The sequence below is a fragment of the Nocardia blacklockiae genome, assembly GCF_015477355.1.
Lineage (GTDB): Bacteria > Actinomycetota > Actinomycetes > Mycobacteriales > Mycobacteriaceae > Nocardia > Nocardia blacklockiae.
This window is the reverse complement of the sequence record NZ_JADLRJ010000007.1, coordinates 355,097-373,444: the sequence shown is the minus strand read 5'-3', so window position 1 is coordinate 373,444 and position 18,348 is coordinate 355,097. Positions and strand designations below refer to the sequence as shown.

Sequence of the window (18,348 nt, the reverse complement as noted above, 5' to 3'; positions counted from 1 at the left end):
CGACAACCTACCGGGCCGCCGCATCGGGCGCGGCAGGTGCTTGCGGGACGGCGTGCTGCCGCGGCGCGCGCCGGAACGAGAAGTAGCGGTGGCCGAAGAAGGTCGCCACCGCGACCAGCCCCATCACCACCACGGTCGCGGGCGTCTCCGGCAGGTGCGCGACGCCCACGGCCAACTGCACGCCGAGCGCGTTGAGCAGCAGCCCGCCGGAGTTCACCAGCACGAAGCGCGCGAAGTCGCGCAGCACCTGCCCGCGCACCCGGAACACCAGCGTCCGATGCGCGACGAAGGCGAACACGATGCTCACGCAGTACGCCAGCACCACCGCCGACGCCGGCGGCCAGCTGTCGGGCAGCACCTTCAGCCACAGCACGGTCATGACCATGCCCAGCACGGTGTTCCCGGCGCCCACGAGGGCGAACGCGATCTCCTGCCGCCGGATCAGCCGCAGCAGCAGGCCCGGCGCGGGCTCGTTCCCGGCGGAGGAAACATGTTGTCCGCCAACGGAATCGGCAGCGTTTCCGGGCACTTCCGGACCCGCCTCCGGCAACACCGGAAAGAGCTGCCTATGTTCGTCCGGACCCGTCTCCGGCAGCACCGGAGAAACCTGCCGATGTTCGTCCGGACCGGACGCGCTCACGCCGGTGATTCCGCCGACTCGGGTCGAGCGGCCGCGGACTCGCCGGAAGCGGAGTCGTCCCGCCGCCGCGAGCGCACGTACAACCACTGCAGTACGCCCAGACCGGCCAGCCCCAGCACCGCGGTGCCGATGCCGATCTTCCAGCCCGGCGGCCGCCAGGTCACCTCCAGGGTGGCGTTCTCGGTCCCGGCCGGAATGTTCACGGCGACAAAGGACTTCGCGACGGTGGTGAACGCCACCGGCTGCCCGTTCAAGCTCACTCGGTAGCCGGGCCAGCCCAGCCGCGCGAACACCACGCGCCCGCCCTCGGCCGAGGACACCCGCACCTTGCTGGAGGTCTCCGATTCCGACAGCGAGGTGGCGGTGACGTCGTGGGCGTCGGCGACCCGGCCGTTCACCGTCGAGACCGGGCCGCCGACCCGCTCCAGCACCGAGATGTACTTCTCGTGGCCGGGCACCTCGACCCACTGCCAGCCTTCCGGCGCGGGCTGGGCACCGGCGTCGGGGAACATGGCCTTCTGCAAGACGATTCGGTCCAGCTTCATCAGGTCGGCGACGGTGCGGCCGGTGGTCGGCTCCGGGGTGAACAGGCGCCGGTAGGCGTCCGGGCAGACGCTGGAATCCCAGCGCATGCACAGCATCTCGCCGAACCAGTAGTGCCCGTTGGGCGTGTAGCCGTTGACGTAGTGCTGCTCCACGTCCTTGGCGTAGTTGCCGAAGGCCAGCGAGCCGTAGGCGCCCTCCAGCGTCCGGTCGCCCGGTTGCAGCAGCCCGCGGTCGCCGAGTTGCAGGGTGATCCCGTCGAACTTCGGGAACACCGCCTTCGCCTCGGAGCGGTTGGTGGGCAGGTTCCAGCTCATCGGATTCGGTTGCGCCGCGGTCACTTGGCCGTAGGCGATCGGGAGCATGGCCGCGACGGTCAGCAGGGCCGCCGCCCCCGCGCCCCGGGTGCGCGCCAGCCACACCACGGCCGCGCCGAGCGCGGCGACCACCACCGCGGACAGCACGTGCCACAGCACCGCGTGCGGATGCGCCGAGAAGGTGCGCACCCACAGCAGGCCGATCAGCACCGCGGCCGCGATGCCGCGATCGCGCCGGTTCGCGGTGGTGCCGAAGCGGCCCAGCAGCACACACACCAGCACCAGCAGTCCCAGCGCCAACATCGGCAGCACCCGGGCGGGCCAGCGCAGCGGGCCCACCGTCCCCGGCCCGGCCGCCCACATCAGGAACATGATCGCGAACAGCGCCACCGCGGTGAGTTCGCGCCAGGCCGCCCGCGCCCGGCCCCAGTCGATGAACGCCAGTGCCGGAATCAGGAACCACGCGATATAGGTCATCGGCAGCGGCTGGATGTAGCCCCACCACGAATTCAGCGCGGGCACCGCGGAGGGCAGGCTGGCGTTGAGCGACTCCGACCAGGGCACCGTGAGGAACTGGTCGTTATTGATCTGCGAGGTGCCGCGCCAGCTCACCTTCGCCGACAGCATGCTCGGCAGATAGGTCAGCAGACCGGCCAGGCCCGCGCACAGCGCCACCGCCGTCAGCCGCGCGACCGGCTGCCACTTGCGCTGGAAGACCAGCTCCCCCACCGCGACGGCCACCAGCATCAGCGCGGATTCCACCGCGGGAAAGACGTATTCGACCGAAATGGCCAGATACAGGAAGACGAAGACGGGAATCGGCCCGCCCTTGCCGCGCGCGTAGCGCACCGACGACGCCCACGCGTGCACCATCCACGCCGTGCCGGTCAGCGAGGTCATCCAGCTGGCCTGGTCGAAGAACAGGAACCACCCGGTGAACGGGAAGGCCACACCGGCCACCGCGGCCCACTGCACCCGGCCGCCGTAGGCCAGGCACACCCGGTACACGCCGAGCGCCGCGATGATCGCGAAGATCAGCTTCACCACCGTGGCGTAGACGGCGAGGTTGTCGACCGAGGGCGCGATCAGATCGATCAGCAGCTGCGGCGGGTTGAACAGCCCCGCCTCCTCCATCGTGTAGTTGCCGGTCATCCACTGCTCGGGGATCAGCACCGGGAGGTTGCCCTCGCGCAGGTGGCGGCCGAGCATCACCCACAGCGGGGTGTACTGGGATTCGGTGTCGTCGGTGAAGAAGTGGCGCGCGTTCGCGAGCAGCACCGCGCCGTAGCCGAGGATCACGCCGACCACGGTGACGATTCCCCAGCGGTAGACGTCTCTGCGGGCTCCGCCCTTCGGCGCGGGATCCGCCGGCCCGGAAGGTTCTGTCACCGCAGGGGGTTCGGCGAGCGCCGTCGACACTGCACTTTGCACCACGAGTTCCAGACCCTACAGGTCCGCGTCACGGTTGGCATGTACCCGTAACCCGCCCTGCACCCGTAGCGCCCCGCACCCGCGAGCCGCCACCGCCGTACACCCGCCGGCCGCTACCCGCGCCCGGACGGGCTCGCCACGCCGGAGGGCGCGGCACGCTGCGTGTTAGAGTTCACCGCGATTCGGGCTCTGCACTGCAACGAGGAGTTCCGGCGCGCACCGTCGTCCCCGAAAGTCGAACCAGCTGATGCCGATTCCCTCCGCCCGCTCCGCCGCCACCGATCCGGCGCGGGCCGACGGCCACCACGGCCGGGTGGCCGCGGTCTCGGTGGTCGTGCCCGTGTACCGGGGCGAACAGACCATCGCCGGGCTCGTCGCCGAGCTGCACGAGCTGTCGCGGATCACCACCACCCCCGCCGGCGCCACCTTCCGCGTCGCCGAGATCGTGCTGGTGCACGACCACGGGCCGGACCGCTCCGACGTGGTGCTGCGGCAGCTGGACGACGAGTACGAGCAGGTCCGGGTGGTGTGGCTGAGCCGCAACTTCGGGCAGGACGCCGCCACCATCGCCGGGATGGCGGCCGCGCGCGGCGAGTGGATCGTCACCATGGACGAGGACGGCCAGCACGATCCGGGTTTCATCGGCTCGTTCCTCGACACCGCGCTGGCGCAGCGGGCCGACCTGGTCTACTCCAAGCCCACCAACACCCGCCCGCACGGTTTCCTGCGCAACCTCACCTCGCGCGGCGCGAAACTGGTGCTGGCCACCGTGTTCGCTTTTCCCGATTCGACCCGGTTCGAGAGCTACCGGCTGATCCGCGGCGACATCGGGCGGCAGCTGGCCGAGGTCGCCTCCAACGGCGTGTATCTGGACGTGGCGCTGACCTGGGTGGTCGACAACGCCGCGCAGGCGCCGGTGGTGCTGCGCTCGGAGGGCCGGGAGGAATCCGGCTACAACTACCGGCGGCTGTTCTCGCTGTTCTGGAAGATGGTGCTGTGCAGCGGAACTCGCGGCCTGCGGCTGGTGAGCATGCTGGGGGTCACGCTGGCGCTGGCGGGGCTGGTGTTCGCGGCGATCATCGTGTCGCAGGCGATCTTCGGCCACGGCGACGACCCCGAGGGCTGGGCGTCGACGATCGTCGTGCTGCTGCTGGTCTCCGGGGCGATCCTGTTCTCGCTCGGCCTCATCGCCGAATACCTGGGCGTGGCCCTGCACGTGCTGGTGGGCAAACCCCTTTACCTGACGGTAGATTCGCCCACACCGCGTCCCGAGGAACATCGGGCGCCGGCCCTGTCCACGACCGCAGCGAACGGGGGGAACGTCCCGGGTGAGCACTGACCGCGTCATCTTCAGCCGGCCCTACCGCGCCGCGCGGGAACTGGCCAACCTCGAGGCCGTGCTGTCGTCGGACCAGAGCCACGGCGACGGCCCCTTCACCGCGGCGGCCACCGCGAAGCTGCGCGAGATCACCGGCGCGCAGCACGCGCTGCTCACCACCTCCTGCACGCACGCGCTGGAGATGGCCGGGCTGCTGCTGGAACTGGGCCCCGACGACGAGGTGATCGTCCCCAGCTTCGCCTTCACCTCGACCGCGACGGCCATGGCGCTGCGCGGGGCGACCTGCGTCTTCGCCGACATCGACGACCACGGCAACCTCGACGCCGAATCGGTGGCCGCGGCGATCACCGAGCGCACCAAGGCGATCGTGGTGATCCACTACGGCGGGGTGGCCGCGGAACTGGACCGGCTGCTGGCGCTCGCCGACGCGCACGGGCTGGCGCTGATCGAGGACAACGCGCACGGGCTCGGCGGCAGCTGGCGCGGACGGCAACTGGGCACGATCGGCACCGCGGGCGCGCAGAGCTTCCACGACACCAAGAACGTGCACTGCGGCGAGGGCGGCGCGCTGCTGCTCACCGACGAGATCCTGATGGGCCGCGCGGAGATCATCCGGGAGAAGGGCACCGACCGGGCCCGGTTCCTGCGCGGCGCGGTCGACAAGTACTCCTGGCAGGACATCGGTTCCAGCTACCTGCCCAGCGAGCTGAACGCGGCCGTGCTGGACGCGCAGCTGGCGGAGTTCGACCGGATCCAGGCGGGCCGGTTCCGGGTGTGGAACGCCTACGCCGCCGCCCTGCCGGACTGGGCGCGGCGCAACGACGTGCGCCTGATGGAGGTGCCCGCCGACCGCGAGCACACCGCGCACCTGTACTACCTGCGCACCCCCACCGAACGCCGCCGCGACGACCTGATCGATCACCTACGCGCCCAGGGCATCTCGGCCCCGTTCCACTACGTCCCCTTGGACTCCAGTCCCGCCGGCCTCAAACTCGGCCGCACCCCCCATCCCTGCACCCGCACCGCCGAATTCTCGAGCACCCTCCTGCGCCTCCCCCTCTGGCCCGACCTCACCGACGCCCAGATCACCAGGGTCATCGAAGCAGTCACCGCCTTCCGGGTCTGAGTCCCGCCCCGCCGGGCCGGAGGCTCAGGCGAGCAAGGCCGCCAGGGCCTCGGGGGTGAGCACCTCGTAGGTTTCGGTGGCGCGGTTGTGCCACCAGGTGTGCTCGCCGGGCTCGAGGCGCACGGCCGCTTGGACGGCGCGGGTGGAGGGGCGGTAGGTGGAGCTGCGGGGGATCTCGTCGACGACGTAGACCAGGTCGGGACGCTGGTCGGGGTCCAGCGCGCGCAGGCCCTCGGTGACGTCCGCCGGATTCAGGTGGTGGCCGCGGCGGACACTGACGGCGGCCACGGCCAGCACCCGTTCGGCCGCACCGGGTTCGGCGGCGCGCAGCGCGAACGCCACCTCCAGATCGACCGCGGCGATGTCGTTGAGCGCGTCCACGATCGGCTGGCTGAACACCGGCCCGCGAGCGGTCAGGATCACCGTGTCGCGGCGGTCCATCAGCCAGAAGTCGCCGTCGCGGTCGCGGCGGAACAGGTTCTCCGTGGGGACCCACGCGTCGCCGGGCTGGAACACCCCGCGCAGCCCGCCGCGCGAGATGTCGACCGTGTCGGCGGCCTTGCCGATCAGCAGGCCCACCTCGTTATCGGCGGCGCGGCGCGCGAAACCTTGTGCGTCGGTGACGATCTCGTCGGTGGCCGGATCGTAGGAGACCAGTTCCACCCGCGCCGCGCCGGGCACCGGGCGGCCCTTGCTGCCGACCTTCACACCCGACACGTTGGCCAGCACCACATCGCCCTCGATGGAGGCGTAGAACTCCAGCACCCGGGCGGGCGCGAACCTCTCGGTGGTCCGCCGCCACAGCCCCGCCGGCATGCCCGACCCGATGAACAACCGGATCGGATGGGTGTGGCCGTTGGGGAAGGTGTCCGCGTCGAGGATGTCGCGCAGCATCGTCCAGGTGTAGGTGACGACGGTGACGCCGTAGCGGTGCACCTCCTCGGCGAAGCGCGCGGGATCCAGCGACCGGGCCAGCGCGATCCGGCTGCCGCCGGCCACCGCGCCACCCAGACTCACCAGCAGACCCGACGAATGGTGCAGCGGCGCAAGGCAATACACCGTGTCGCCGCGGTCCAGGTCGGCGGAACCGGCGGTGCCGAAGGCCGACACCGCCCACCGGTGGTTGGTGATGTATTTGATGTCGAGCTTGTCGCCGGTGCCGGTGACCAGCACGAACGCCAGTTCGCGCGCGAGCCCCGGATTCGGCCGGAACCAGCCGGGCAGCACCACCCGCGAGGGATCGATCTGCTCGAGATCGGTCACCTCCCGTCCCGGCGGCACGTCCAGTTCCCGCGCGTCGCCGCCGCCGAGCACCAGCACCCGCGCACCCGTGTCGGTCGCGGCGCGCAGGTTCTCCGGGTCGGCGAGAATCGTCCTGGTCCCGGTCAGCTCGACCGCGCGGCGCAGTTCGCTGCCGGGCGCGAGCAGCACCGCCACCGCGCCCAGCCGCGACAGCGCGGCCACGGCGGCCAGCGCGCTCGGCCTGGTCTCCATCAGCACGCCGACCCGGGTGGCCGGGCGCACGCCGGTCGCGATCAGGCCGCGCACCACGTTGTCGATGCGCACGTTGACCGCGGCGTTGGTGTGCACGCGGTCGTCGAACAGGAACAGGTCGCGCAGCGGCGCCCGGCGCGCCTGCTCGGCGAGCAGCCGGCCCAGCGAGATCCGGGTGTGCGGCTGGATCATGCCCAGCCGGGTCAGCCGGGGCAGCGCCCGCGCCGCCTCGCCGGTCAGTTCCATCGAGCCGCGCAGCGTGCTGCCGGCGATATTGCCCAGTGCCGCACCCAGTCCGGCGCCCGCCTCGGCGAGGGTGGCGGCGGTGTGCACGACCCGGGTCGCCGCCGAGCGCGGCCGGTTGGCGGCGACGCGCTCGTACATCGGGGCGATCTGCTCGGGCAGTTCGCCGCGGCCGCTGAGCCAGCCCACCCACTCGCGCACCAGCGGCCAGGTCTGGGTGGTCGCCGTGGACCCGGCCACCAGGCCGAAATGCCCGGCCACCACCGAGGCCTCGTAGACGTCGGCGTTCGGCGCGGCCCGCACGATGCCGCGCACCGCCGCCGGCTGGCCGATGTCGTCGACCTCGCCGACGAAGGCGAGGATCGGGCAGCGCAGCTCCGCCAGCGACACCGGGTGGTCGCGAATCACGAAGCCGCCCAGCATCATTCGATTGTGCGCAACGAACTGCTTGAGCAGGTCCGCGGCCGCCGGGCCGGAGTAGCCGACCCAGCCGTCGTGCTCGAGGAACCGGCGCTGGCGCTCCTTGGGCAGCAGCGCCTCGCGGTCGTGCAGCTGACGCAGGAAGTCGATGCGGGCCTTGGCCGTCTTCACCGGGTCCAGCAGCTGGAAGCCCAGGCGCACCATCGAGTCGGTGATCGGCAGCCGGTTGAGCACGTGGTCGGCGACGAAATCGGCCACCTCGGACACCAGCCCGTGCGGCAGTCCGAACGGCAGCCCGGCGACGATGTCGACGGGGCTGCCGAAGGTGACGATGCTCTCCACGCCCTTGCCGTAGCGGTAGGCGGCGGTCTGGTAGGCGAACATGCCGCCCTGCGAGTAGCCCATCAGGTGCACGCCGTGGCCGGTGAGCTCGTTGACCGTGTCGATGGCGCTGTCCAGGGCCAGCACGTGGTCGGCGAGGTCGCGCTGCCAGCCGCCCTCCTCGCTGGCCGGCGAGCCGAAATCGATGACCCAGCAATCGATTCCGGCGCGCTGCAGGATGCCGACCGCGCCGCCCTCGGCGTTCACGTCGTAGATGTCGGCGTTGACCATGAGCGGCGGGACCAGCAGCGCCACGGGGCGGCCGGGGGTGGTGTCGTCCGGGAAGTAGTGGCGCAGGCGGTACATGCGCTTGCGTTCGGTCACCTCGTACGGCGAGGACTTCACGTCGTGCGACAGGCCGCCGAACCGGATGACCTCGAGCCCGTTCTGCGCGGTCGCCACCAACCGCTGCACCGACTGCGCGACGACATTCGTATCGAACTTCACGGTAACTCCCAGCCCTCGCCCTGCGCGTGACACCCGTCACCGGCCCCTGCGTGTCCAGATGAGCTTGCCACATCAACAGCCTACTTCGCGGACGCGGTGCCGCGGCCCGTCCTGGCCGGACCGTTCGCGGGCGCGTTGCCGACCCCCGCGCCGCCGTCCACGACACGCACGGCGCGCGACTCGCCGAGGGCGTTCGTAGCGGCCGCGCCACGGACTTGTCCCGGTCGAGAAGCGATTCCGAACCGTTACGGCACAAGGATTTTCATTCGTCTTCGCGGATTCCGCTGCATCGTCGCCGCACCCGGACTTACGATCGGATTGCTGGAAACGCGCAGTCGCGCTTGCACATTCGCTCGAGTGTCCGAACGAGCAGGCTTCTCCGCCTGCCATATCGCCATGTCTCCACCACCGGCGCCGTCGCGGTGGCAAATTCACGAGGTGAGGACCGCAGCATGACCATAGAACTGCCGGCACAGACCCAGACCAACGGCCAGAAGAGCCTGTCCACCTCCGCCGCTCGGAAGCTCGCCCACTCCACCAAATCCGAACCTCAGATGCAGGGCATCAGCTCCCGCTGGCTGACCCGCAGGCTGCCGTGGGTGCAGGTCCACGGCGGCGTCTATCGCGTCAATCGCCGCCTCACCCACACCGTCGGCAACGGCGAGGTGGAGTTCCTGGTCGACGGCGGGCAGGCCCGGGTCATCCCGCTCGAACTGCAGGAACTGCCCCAGCTGCGCACCTTCGACGACGAGGAGGCGCTGGCCGCCCTCGCCCGGCAGTTCGAGCAGCGCGATCTCGAGCCCGGCACGGTCGTCGCCGAGTTCGGCAACCCCGTCGACCAGCTGCTGCTCGTCGTACACGGCAAACTCAGCAAGATCGGCACCGGCGAGTACGGCGAGACCACCCGGCTCGGCATCCTCGCCGGCGGCGAGTATTTCGGCGAGAAGATCCTCACCGACCAGAACGCCATCTGGCCGGTCACCCTGACCACGATCACCCCGACCACCGTGCTCTCCCTGCCCCGCGCCGCGCTCGAGCGCACCCTCGACGAGATCCCCGCGCTGCGCGAACAACTCACGCGATTCGCCGCCCGGCCCAGCAAGCCGCAGAACAACCACGGCGAGGCGAATATTCACATCTCCTCCGGGCACGCGGGCGAACCGCTGCTCGAGGGCACCTTCGTCGACTACGACGCCGCCCCGCGCGAATACGAGCTGAGCCTGGCCCAGAGCGTGCTGCGCGTGCACAGCCGCGTCGCGGACCTGTTCAACGAGCCGCACAACCAGATCGAGCAGCAGCTCAAGCTCACCATCGCGGCCCTCTACGAGCGTCGCGAGCACGACCTGGTCAACAACCCCGACTACGGCCTACTGCACAACTGCGACCTCAAACAGCGCATCTACACCGAGTCCGGCCCGCCCACCCCGGACGACATGGACGAGCTGCTGAGCATGCGGCGCGGCACGAAACTGTTTCTGGCGCACCCGAAAGCGATCGCGGCGTTCGGGCGCGAGTGCACCCGGCGCGGCATCTATCCGGACCCGGTCGAGGTCGACGGCCACCGCATTCCGTCCTGGCGCGGCGTGCCGATCTTCCCGTGCGGCAAGATCCCGCTCAGCGAGAACCACACCACCTCGATCCTGGCGATGCGCACCGGCGAGCAGGAACAGGGCGTGGTCGGCTTGCACCAGATCGGCATCCCGGACGAGTACGAGCCCAGCCTCAACGTCCGGTTCAAGGGCATCGACGACCAGTCGATCATCTCCTACCTGGTCAGCTGCTACTACTCGGCGGCCGTACTGGTCCCCGACGCGCTGGGCATCCTCGACAACGTCCTCGTCGCCCGCCCGGGCGACCGACGGGAGTGAGCAGCCATGTCGGTGCTGTCGCGCGCCGCGGCACCGCCCGCCACCGATGAGGTGGCCGCGGTCGTCGCCAGGCTCCTGGCCGATCTCGAGCACGCTCCCCCGGCGCAGTTCCTCGCCCAGGAGGAGCCCGAACACGAAGTACCCCAGGAGGTTTCGACACCGCTCTCGGACATGACCGGGCCCCGGGCGCCCCGTCGCCTGCTCGGCCCCAGCGGTCTGGGCGCGGCCGCGCTGCTGCCGCCGCAGCGCCCGCAGTACCTCGCGGACACGAACGACGCCCCGCCGAAGGCCCGCCGCCCGCCCGGCGGGCCGGGTCTCGACCTGAACCGGTCCCTCGATCGAATCCTTTCGGGCGGCAGCGATCTGGCGAAATTCGCTACCCGTCCCGACACCGCCGCGACGGACGAGTCGCCGGGGAAAGGCGCTCCGGGCACCGCGGCGGAACCCGAGATCCCTCCGCTGTACTGCCCGCCCCCGGTGCGCGACAATCCGGCGCTCGCCGCGGCGGTGAACGAGGGAATCCTGGTGTGGGCGGAGTCGATCGGGCTCTACGAGGGCAAGATGGACGAGCTGCACAAGGCCGACTTCGGCCGGCTGGTCATGCTCGCCTACCCCGACTGCGACGATCCGGACCGGCTGCTGGCCGCGGCGAAATGCGCGGTGTCGGAATGGTCCGTCGACGATTACTACTGCGAGGAGGACTCCGACGACCGAGCCCCCGACGGAACTCCGTCCAGCGCGGCGGCCGAATTGGGGCCGCGGCTCGAATTGGTCGCCGCCGTCATGGATCCCGTGCATCTGCCCGCGCGATACCAGACACAGTTGGAGCGCGCCCTGCGGGCCGACCCGGTCCTGCGGGCCTTCCGCACCTCCTTCGAGCACATGGCGCACTACGCCACCCCCGCGCAGCTCGCCCGGCTGCGCACCGAGATCGGGGGCTGGTTCATCGCGCTCGGCGCGGAGGCCGGCTGGCGCACGGCCGGGCGGATGCCGCCGGTGTGGGAGTACCTGACCAACCGGCAACCGCACAGCTTCCTGCCGTGCCTGGCCCCGATCGACGTGCTCGGCGGCTACGAGCTGAGCGCGCCGGAGTACACCGACCCTCGGGTGCGCCGGGTGGTGACCACTGCCGCGCTGGCCACCCAGATCGTCAACGACCTGTATTCCATGGCCCGCGAGGACCTGTCGGACGGGCGCGAGTTCAACCTGCCGACCGTACTCGCCGCGGAGGAGAACTGCCCGCGCCGCGAGGCGGTGCGGCGCACGGCCGATATCCACGACGAACTGGTCCACCGCTTCGAGGCGGAGGCGACGGTCCTCGCGGCCACCGGCTCCCCCGAACTGCGGCGCTTCCTGGGCGGCGTGTGGGCCTGGATGGCCGGCAGTCGCGCCTGGCACGCCGAAAGCCGCCGCTATAACGACCACAACTGACTCTCAACGTCTTTCGATATCTCATTCGCGCACCACCCGGCACACCCCTGGTTCGAGAGGATGATCTGCGATGACGATGCTCGACCGCGAGACCGACACTGTCCTGCACAGCAGCTACCAGCGCTCGGTCGCCGAGTACTGGAACAACAATCCCAACGACGATCGGGTCAACGTCAAGCTCGGCGAGGTCGACGGCCTCTACCACCACCACTACGGGATCGGCGAGCCGGACTGGTCGGTCCTGGAGGAGCCGGACGACACCCGGCAGGACCGGATCGTGCGCGAACTGCACCGGCTCGAGACCGCGCAGGCCGACGTGCTGCTCGACCACCTCGGCGACGTCCGGCCCGGCGACCGGCTGCTCGACGCCGGCTGCGGGCGGGGCGGCACCAGCATCATGGCCAACCAGCGCTTCGGCTGCACCGTCGACGGGGTGACGATCTCGGAGTACCAGGTCGGTTTCGCCAACGACCAGGCCCGGCAGCGCAATGTCCACGAGTCGGTGCGCTCCCATTTCCGGAACATGCTGGAGCCGGCTTCGAGTCGGGCAGCATGCGCGGCATCTGGACCAACGAGACGACCATGTACGTCGACCTGCACGACCTGTTCGCCGAATTCGCGCGGCTGCTCCAGCCGGGCGGCCGGTACGTGTGCATCACCGGCTGCTCCAACGACGTCACCGGCGGCAAGTCGTCCTCGGTGAGCTGGATCGACGCGCACTACGGCTGCATGATCCATCCGCGCGGCGAGTACTTCCGGGCCCTGGCCGCCAACGGCCTGGTGCCGGTCACCGTCACCGATCTCACCCCGGCCACCATTCCCTACTGGGAGCTGCGCACCAGTTCCGAGCTGGCGACCGGCGTGGAGAAGCCGTTCCTCACCGCGTATCGCGAGGGCAGCTTCCAGTATTTGCTGATCGCCGCGGATAAGGTAGGTAGGTGACCCTCGAGACGACGACCGACCGCGAGGCCCTGCCCGTCGAACTGGTGGACGAACAGGGCCGCGCGATCGGCGCGTGCCCGGTGGCACAGGCACACACCGCACCCGGCCGCCTGCATCGGGCCTTCTCGGTGCTGTTGTTCGATGCCGACGGGCGCGCGCTGCTGCAGCAGCGCGCCGGGGTGAAGACCCGGTTCCCGCTGCTGTGGACCAATACGTGCTGCGGGCATCCGGCGCCGGGCCGCCCGCTCACCGACGCGGCGGCGGAGCGGCTGGTCGAGGAACTGGGCATCCGCGCCGCGCTGACCGAGGTGGGCACGTTCACCTACCGGGCCGCCGACCCGAATACCGGCCGCGTCGAGCACGAATGGGACCACGTGCTCGTCGGCCGGTTCGACGGCACGCCGCCGCGGCCGGACCCGGCGGAGATCGCCGATCACGCCTGGATCTGGCCGAGCGACCTCGCCGACGCGATGGTCGCGGACCCGCAGCGGTACACGCCGTGGCTGTCGGGCGTGCTCGAGGTGATCGACAAAGCCGAACTCTGAGGTCCGGCGCGGCGGCAACCGTCTGGCAGAATGGCGGCCATGGAATCGATCGGGCCGGACCACCTCGAGGCGGCGGCGAAGCAGCTGGCGCCCGTCATCCGGCGCACGCCGCTGGTGGCGTCGCGGGTGCTGTCCGAACGCACCGGGCACGAGGTGCGGTTGAAATGCGAGAACCTGCAGCGCACCGGCTCGTTCAAGCCGCGCGGGGCCTACCACCGGATCGCCGGTCTGCCCGCGGACGTCCGGCGGCGCGGGGTGGTGGCGGCCAGCGCGGGTAACCACGCGCAGGGAGTGGCCTGGGCGGCAACGACTCTCGGCATCGACTCGACGGTGTTCATGCCGGTCGGGGCCTCGCTGCCGAAGCTCGCGGCCACCCGGGCCTACGGCGCCACGGTGCACCAGCACGGCGACACCATCGACCGTTGCCTCAGCGCCGCAAAGGATTTCGCCGAACAGACCGGAGCGACGCTGATCCATCCGTTCGACCATCCCGACATCGTGGCCGGGCAGGCCACCGTGGCGCTGGAGATCCTGGAGCAGCTGCCGGAGGTGGGCACGGTGATCGTGCCGACCGGCGGCGGCGGGCTGCTCGCCGGGGTGGCCGTCGCCCTGCGCCATCTCGCGCCGCAGGTGCGGGTCGTCGGTGTGCAGGCCGCGCGGGCGGCGGCCTGGCCGGAGTCATTGGCCGCGGGCAGACCCGTTGCGCTGGAACGGATGTCGACCATGGCCGACGGGATCGCGGTCGGCATGCCCGGCGCGGTGCCGTTCGCGCACGTGGCCGGCGACGCGACCGTGGTGACCGTCGACGAGGACGCGCTGTCGAGCGCGCTGCTGCTGTGCATGGAGCGCGCCAAGCTGATCGTCGAGCCGGCCGGCGCCGCCGCGGTCGCCGCGCTCATGACCCGCGCGGACGAGCTGGAGCTGCGCGGCCCGGTGTGCGCGATCCTGTCCGGCGGCAATGTGGACCCGCTGCTGCTGACCCGGCTCATCGGCCACGGGCTCAGCGCGGCGGGCCGGTATCTCGCTGTGCGCGTGACGATTTCGGATCGTCCCGGCAGCCTGGGCAAGCTGCTGGCCGCCGTGGGCGACACCGGCGCGAGCGTCCTGGACGTGGTGCACTCACGCACCGGGGCCTGGCTGGCCATCGAGGAGGTCGAGGTGCTGCTGACCCTGGAGACCCGCGGCACCACCCACCGCGACGACGTGCTGGACGCCCTCGGCGCGGCGGGTTACCCGGTGCGCGTGCAGGATTGACCGAGAGCGGCTCAGTGGGCGGCGCCCAGCTCCAGCGCGAGCACACCGAGAATGACCAGCCCGATGCCGCCGATCTGCACCGGCGTCAGGCTCTCCTCCAGAAACAGCGCGCCGATGGTGGCGACCGCCGCCACCCCGATCGCCGACCAGATCCCGTAGGCCACGCCGATCGACATCCCCCGCTTCAACGCCTGTGAGAGAAAGAAGAACGCCCCCGCGTACCCCACCACCACGACCACCGAGGGCCCGACCTTGCTGAACCCCTCGGACAACTTCAACGACACCGTCGCCGTCACCTCGGACGCGATGGCCAGCACCAACAGCAGGAACGTCATCGCCGCAGAATAACCGGCCCGCTCCCGAGCCCGATGGCGAGCCGGACCCCGGCCGTGGACCCGGGTCAGGACAGCCAGGTGCGGGCGGCGGTGGCGGCGGCGCGGACCTCCTCCAGCTGCTTGGCGACCTGTTCGCCGGCGGTGCCGCCGCGGGCGTTGCGGGAGGCGATGGAGCCCTGGACCGTCAGCACCTCGCGGACGCGCGGGGTGAGAGCGGGGTCGACGGCGGCGAATTCCGCGTCGGTGAGTTCGTCCAGGCCCACGCCGCGGGCCTCGGCGGCGCGCACGCACCCACCGGCGGCCTCGTGCGCGACCCGGAACGGAACCCCTTGGCGGACCAGCCATTCGGCGATGTCGGTGGCCAGGGTGTAGCCGGCGGGGGCCAGCTCCGCCATGCGGTCGGTGTGGAAGGTCAGGGTCGACACCAGGCCCGCGATGGCGGGCAGCAGCAGTTCCAGCTGAGCCGCCGAGTCGAACAGCGGCTCCTTGTCCTCCTGCAGGTCACGGTTGTAGGCCAGCGGCTGCGCCTTCAAGGTGGCGAGCAGCCCGGTGAGGTTGCCGATCAGGCGCCCGGCCTTGCCGCGGGTCAGCTCGGACACGTCCGGGTTCTTCTTCTGCGGCATGATCGAGGAGCCGGTGGACCAGGCGTCGGCCAGGGTGATGTAACCGAATTCCGGTGTGCTCCAGATGATCACCTCCTCGGCCATCCGCGACAGGTCCACCGCGATCATGGCGAGCACGAACGCGGCCTCCGCGGCGAAGTCCCGCGCCGAGGTGGCGTCGATCGAATTGGCCGCCGCCGCATCGAAATCCAGATCCGCGGCGATGGCCTCCGGATCCAGCCCGAGCGACGACCCGGCCAGCGCGCCCGAGCCGTACGGCGAGACGGCGGCCCGCTTGTCGAAGTCGCGCAGCCGGTCGACGTCGCGCAGCAGCGGGTGCGCGTGCGCCAGCAGCTGATGCGCCAGCAGCACGGGCTGGGCGGCCTGCAGGTGCGTCTTGCCCGGCATCACCGCGTCGGGATGCGCGGCCGCCTGCGCGACCAGCGCGTCCACCACGTCCAGCACGCCCGCCGCCACCCGGCGCACCGCATCGCGCAGCCACATCCGGAACAGCGTGGCCACCTGGTCGTTGCGCGAGCGACCCGCCCGCAGCCGGCCGCCGAGTTCGGTGCCGACGCGCTCGATGAGCCCGCGTTCCAGCGCGCCGTGCACGTCCTCGTCGGATTCGGCCGGGCCGAACGCGCCCGAGGCCACATCGGCGGCCAGCCGGTCCAGTCCGGCGAGCATGGCTTCGAGGTCGCCGTCGGACAGCAGGCCCGCCTTGTGCAGCACCCGCGCGTGCGCCTTGGACGCGCGAATGTCGTAGGGCGCCAACGCCCAGTCGAAATGTGTCGACTTGCTCAACGCGGCCATCGCCGCGGCCGGGCCGGACGCGAAGCGCCCACCCCACAGCGCGCCCTCGTTGGTGCTGCCGCCCTGGGTCATCGGTGGTCGTCTCCTAGGTTCGCGGGCGTGCCCTACTTCTTGCCGAGGTCCCGGCGCGCCGCGACCTTCGAGGACAGGCCGTGGATCTGCACGAAGCCCTTCGCGAGGGACTGGTCGAAGGTGTCGCCCTCGTCGTAGGTGGCGAGGTTGAAGTCGTAGAGCGACTCTTCGCTGCGGCGGCCGTTGACGACGACGTTACCCCCGTGCAGCACCATCCGGATCTGCCCGGAGACGTGCTCCTGGGTGTCGCGGACGAACGCGTCCAGCGCGCGCTTGAGCGGGGAAAACCACAGGCCGTCGTACACCAGCTCGCCCCAGCGCTGCTCGACCTGCCGCTTGTAGCGGCCCAGTTCGCGCTCGACGGTGACCGCCTCCAGCTCCTGGTGCGCGGCGATCAGCGCGATGGCGCCCGGGGCCTCGTAGATCTCCCGGCTCTTGATGCCGACGAGCCGGTCCTCGACCATGTCCAGCCGGCCCACGCCCTGGCGACCGGCGCGCGTGTTCAGCTCGGTGATGGCCTCGAGGACGCTGACCGGGCGGCCGTCGATGGCGACCGGCACGCCCTTGTCGAAGGTGACGATCAGCTCGTCGGGTGCCTCGAAGTTGACCGTCGGGTCCACGGTGTAGTCGTAGACGTCCTTGGTCGGCGCGTTCCACAGGTCCTCGAGGAAGCCGGTCTCGACCGCGCGGCCCCACAGGTTCTGGTCGATGGAGAACGGCGACTTCTTGGTGACCGTGATGGGCAGGCTGTTCTCCTCGGCGAAGGCGATGGCCTTCTCCCGGGTCCAGGCGTAGTCGCGGACCGGGGCGATCACGTTCAGGTCCGGCGCCAGCGCGCCGATGCCGACCTCGAAGCGGACCTGGTCGTTGCCCTTGCCGGTGCAGCCGTGCGCGACGGTGGAGGCGTTGTGGTACTCGGCCGCCTCGACCAGGTGCTTGACGATCAGCGGGCGGCTGATCGCGGACACCAGCGGGTAGCGGCCCATGTAGAGGGCGTTGGCCTGCACGGTGGGCAGGCAGTACTCGTCGGCGAACTCGTCGCGGGCGTCCACCACGATCGCCTCGACGGCGCCGCAGTCGAGCGCGCGCTGGCGCACGACGTCCATGTCCTCGCCGCCCTGACCCAGGTCGATCGCGACCGCGACCACCTCGGCCCCGGTCTCCTTGCCGATCCAGCTGATGGCGACGGAGGTGTCCAGCCCGCCGGAGTAGGCGAGTACGACGCGATCGGCCATATCTGTAAGCTCCTCAGGTTTCGTGCGTATCCAAGTCTGCGTGCCCCGCTGCTCGCGCGGCGCGGCGGCGGTGCCCGGCCCCCTCCCCGGAGCGGCACCCGCCACGTGCAAATGATTATGCACGATGATGCAATCCCATTCATAACCGGGGTGCTGGACCTCGCCGAGGGCGCTCTCGGCCTGATCCAGCACATCATCGGCATCGGCGAGGCCGCGTCCGGCGGCGCCTACCCGCCGGGCCGGTACCCGCCGGCCCGAGTCGCCGAATACGGCGCGGCTCAGGCCAATTGTTCGATCTTGGCCGCCAGTTCCGCGCCCGTCAGCGGTTCGCGGGCGATGACCGCGACGGTGTCGTCCCCGGCGATGGTGCCGACCACCTCCGGAAGCGACGCGCGATCCAGAGCACTGGCGAGGAAGTGCGCCGCGCCGGGCGGGGTACGCAGCACGGCGATATTGCCGCTGTGGTCGGTGGACACCAGTAGATCCCCGAGCAGCTTCGACAGGCGGTCGGTGCCGCCGGTGACCCCGCGCACCGGGCTGCCGTCCTCGGGCACCACGTAGATGCCCGCGCCGCCGTCGGCGGCCCGCAGTTTCACCGCGCCCAGCTCGTCGAGGTCGCGGGACAGCGTGGCCTGGGTGGTCTCGATGCCCTCGCCCGCCAGCAGCGCCGCCAACTCGCTCTGACTGCGCACGGCGTGGGCGGACAGCAACTCCACGATCCGCTGCTGCCGCCCCGCCCGCGTGCGCGCGATCGCCGGTCCGGACTTGGCCTTCCCGGCCCTCATGCCGCGCCCTCCGCGCACCGTCCCCGCCGCACGCGTCGTGCGGCCGCCTCGCCTCGGGACCGCTCTCCGCGAGCCGACGGCCGCC

The 18,348-nt window shown here is 71.0% G+C and carries 15 protein-coding genes; 8 read left to right on the top strand and 7 right to left on the bottom strand.

Translation table 11 applies throughout. From position 1 onward, the window contains the following. Nucleotides 1-7: 7 nt before the first annotated feature. Complete coding sequence (locus IU476_RS23185; protein ID WP_324194212.1) at nt 8-529, bottom strand: GtrA family protein; 522 nt, start codon at nt 527-529, stop codon at nt 8-10. 107 nt (nt 530-636) lie between these two features. Continuing rightward, entirely contained in the window at nt 637-2,889 is a 2,253-nt protein-coding gene (locus IU476_RS23180; RefSeq protein WP_324194211.1) for a putative glycosyltransferase family protein, read from the bottom strand. Nucleotides 2,890-3,178: 289 nt separating this feature from the next. On the opposite strand from IU476_RS23180, the gene IU476_RS23175 reads away from it, so the two are divergent. Then, nucleotides 3,179-4,270: a glycosyltransferase gene (locus tag IU476_RS23175; RefSeq protein ID WP_195103295.1), complete on the top strand. Its 1,092-nt coding sequence runs from the start codon at nt 3,179-3,181 to the stop codon at nt 4,268-4,270. Further along, entirely contained in the window at nt 4,260-5,396 is a 1,137-nt protein-coding gene (rffA, locus tag IU476_RS23170; protein ID WP_195103294.1) for a dTDP-4-amino-4,6-dideoxygalactose transaminase, read from the top strand. The genes IU476_RS23175 and rffA overlap by 11 nt, the downstream gene beginning before the upstream one ends. 24 nt (nt 5,397-5,420) lie before the next feature. Here rffA and IU476_RS23165 read toward each other — a convergent pair whose 3' ends face one another. Continuing rightward, complete coding sequence (locus IU476_RS23165; protein ID WP_195103293.1) at nt 5,421-8,381, bottom strand: AMP-binding protein; 2,961 nt, start codon at nt 8,379-8,381, stop codon at nt 5,421-5,423. Between the two features lie 452 nt (nt 8,382-8,833). Between IU476_RS23165 and IU476_RS23160 the strand changes: the two genes are divergently transcribed. The 6 genes from IU476_RS23160 to ilvA all read left to right on the top strand — a co-directional run bounded on the left by IU476_RS23160 (nt 8,834) and on the right by ilvA (nt 14,421). Further along, nucleotides 8,834-10,249 (top strand): family 2B encapsulin nanocompartment shell protein, encoded by a 1,416-nt coding sequence (locus IU476_RS23160; protein ID WP_195103292.1) that lies wholly within the window; start codon nt 8,834-8,836, stop codon nt 10,247-10,249. 6 nt (nt 10,250-10,255) lie between these two features. Then, entirely contained in the window at nt 10,256-11,680 is a 1,425-nt protein-coding gene (locus IU476_RS23155; RefSeq protein ID WP_195103291.1) for a family 2 encapsulin nanocompartment cargo protein terpene cyclase, read from the top strand. Between the two features lie 70 nt (nt 11,681-11,750). Further along, nucleotides 11,751-12,383, top strand: coding sequence for an SAM-dependent methyltransferase (locus IU476_RS23150; protein WP_228824111.1), 633 nt, complete (start codon nt 11,751-11,753; stop codon nt 12,381-12,383). Beyond that, complete coding sequence (locus tag IU476_RS36310; RefSeq protein ID WP_228824110.1) at nt 12,380-12,622, top strand: hypothetical protein; 243 nt, start codon at nt 12,380-12,382, stop codon at nt 12,620-12,622. The genes IU476_RS23150 and IU476_RS36310 overlap by 4 nt, the downstream gene beginning before the upstream one ends. Next, nucleotides 12,619-13,167 (top strand): isopentenyl-diphosphate Delta-isomerase, encoded by a 549-nt coding sequence (idi, locus tag IU476_RS23145; RefSeq protein WP_324194208.1) that lies wholly within the window; start codon nt 12,619-12,621, stop codon nt 13,165-13,167. The genes IU476_RS36310 and idi overlap by 4 nt, the downstream gene beginning before the upstream one ends. Nucleotides 13,168-13,197: 30 nt before the next feature. Further along, entirely contained in the window at nt 13,198-14,421 is a 1,224-nt protein-coding gene (gene ilvA, locus IU476_RS23140; protein WP_195103290.1) for a threonine ammonia-lyase, read from the top strand. Between the two features lie 11 nt (nt 14,422-14,432). Here the strand turns inward: ilvA and IU476_RS23135 are convergent, their stop codons facing one another. From IU476_RS23135 to IU476_RS23120, 4 genes are all read right to left on the bottom strand, one after another. After that, nucleotides 14,433-14,756 carry a DMT family transporter gene (locus IU476_RS23135; RefSeq protein ID WP_195103289.1) on the bottom strand — a complete coding sequence of 108 codons (324 nt, stop codon included), beginning with the start codon at nt 14,754-14,756 and terminating at the stop codon, nt 14,433-14,435. Nucleotides 14,757-14,821: 65 nt separating this feature from the next. Next, nucleotides 14,822-16,243 carry an argininosuccinate lyase gene (argH, locus tag IU476_RS23130; RefSeq protein WP_195103287.1) on the bottom strand — a complete coding sequence of 474 codons (1,422 nt, stop codon included), beginning with the start codon at nt 16,241-16,243 and terminating at the stop codon, nt 14,822-14,824. 32 nt (nt 16,244-16,275) lie between these two features. Beyond that, nucleotides 16,276-17,478 carry an argininosuccinate synthase gene (locus IU476_RS23125; RefSeq protein WP_195103286.1) on the bottom strand — a complete coding sequence of 401 codons (1,203 nt, stop codon included), beginning with the start codon at nt 17,476-17,478 and terminating at the stop codon, nt 16,276-16,278. Between the two features lie 278 nt (nt 17,479-17,756). Beyond that, on the bottom strand, nt 17,757-18,263 hold the full coding sequence (locus IU476_RS23120) for an arginine repressor (RefSeq protein WP_195103285.1): 507 nt from the start codon (nt 18,261-18,263) through the stop codon (nt 17,757-17,759). Between the last annotated feature and the right edge of the window lie 85 nt (nt 18,264-18,348).

What these genes read in the sequence shown, in the direction of transcription:
- IU476_RS23135 (WP_195103289.1), bottom strand. Translation starts at nt 14,756, where the DNA reads ATGACGTTCCTGCTGTTGGTGCTGGCCATCGCGTCCGAGGTGACGGCG.
- IU476_RS23150 (WP_228824111.1), top strand. Translation starts at nt 11,751, where the DNA reads ATGACGATGCTCGACCGCGAGACCGACACTGTCCTGCACAGCAGCTAC.
- IU476_RS23125 (WP_195103286.1), bottom strand. Translation starts at nt 17,478, where the DNA reads ATGGCCGATCGCGTCGTACTCGCCTACTCCGGCGGGCTGGACACCTCC.
- IU476_RS23120 (WP_195103285.1), bottom strand. Translation starts at nt 18,263, where the DNA reads ATGAGGGCCGGGAAGGCCAAGTCCGGACCGGCGATCGCGCGCACGCGG.
- IU476_RS23155 (WP_195103291.1), top strand. Translation starts at nt 10,256, where the DNA reads ATGTCGGTGCTGTCGCGCGCCGCGGCACCGCCCGCCACCGATGAGGTG.
- IU476_RS23175 (WP_195103295.1), top strand. Translation starts at nt 3,179, where the DNA reads ATGCCGATTCCCTCCGCCCGCTCCGCCGCCACCGATCCGGCGCGGGCC.
- argH (WP_195103287.1), bottom strand. Translation starts at nt 16,243, where the DNA reads ATGACCCAGGGCGGCAGCACCAACGAGGGCGCGCTGTGGGGTGGGCGC.
- ilvA (WP_195103290.1), top strand. Translation starts at nt 13,198, where the DNA reads ATGGCGGCCATGGAATCGATCGGGCCGGACCACCTCGAGGCGGCGGCG.
- IU476_RS23160 (WP_195103292.1), top strand. Translation starts at nt 8,834, where the DNA reads ATGACCATAGAACTGCCGGCACAGACCCAGACCAACGGCCAGAAGAGC.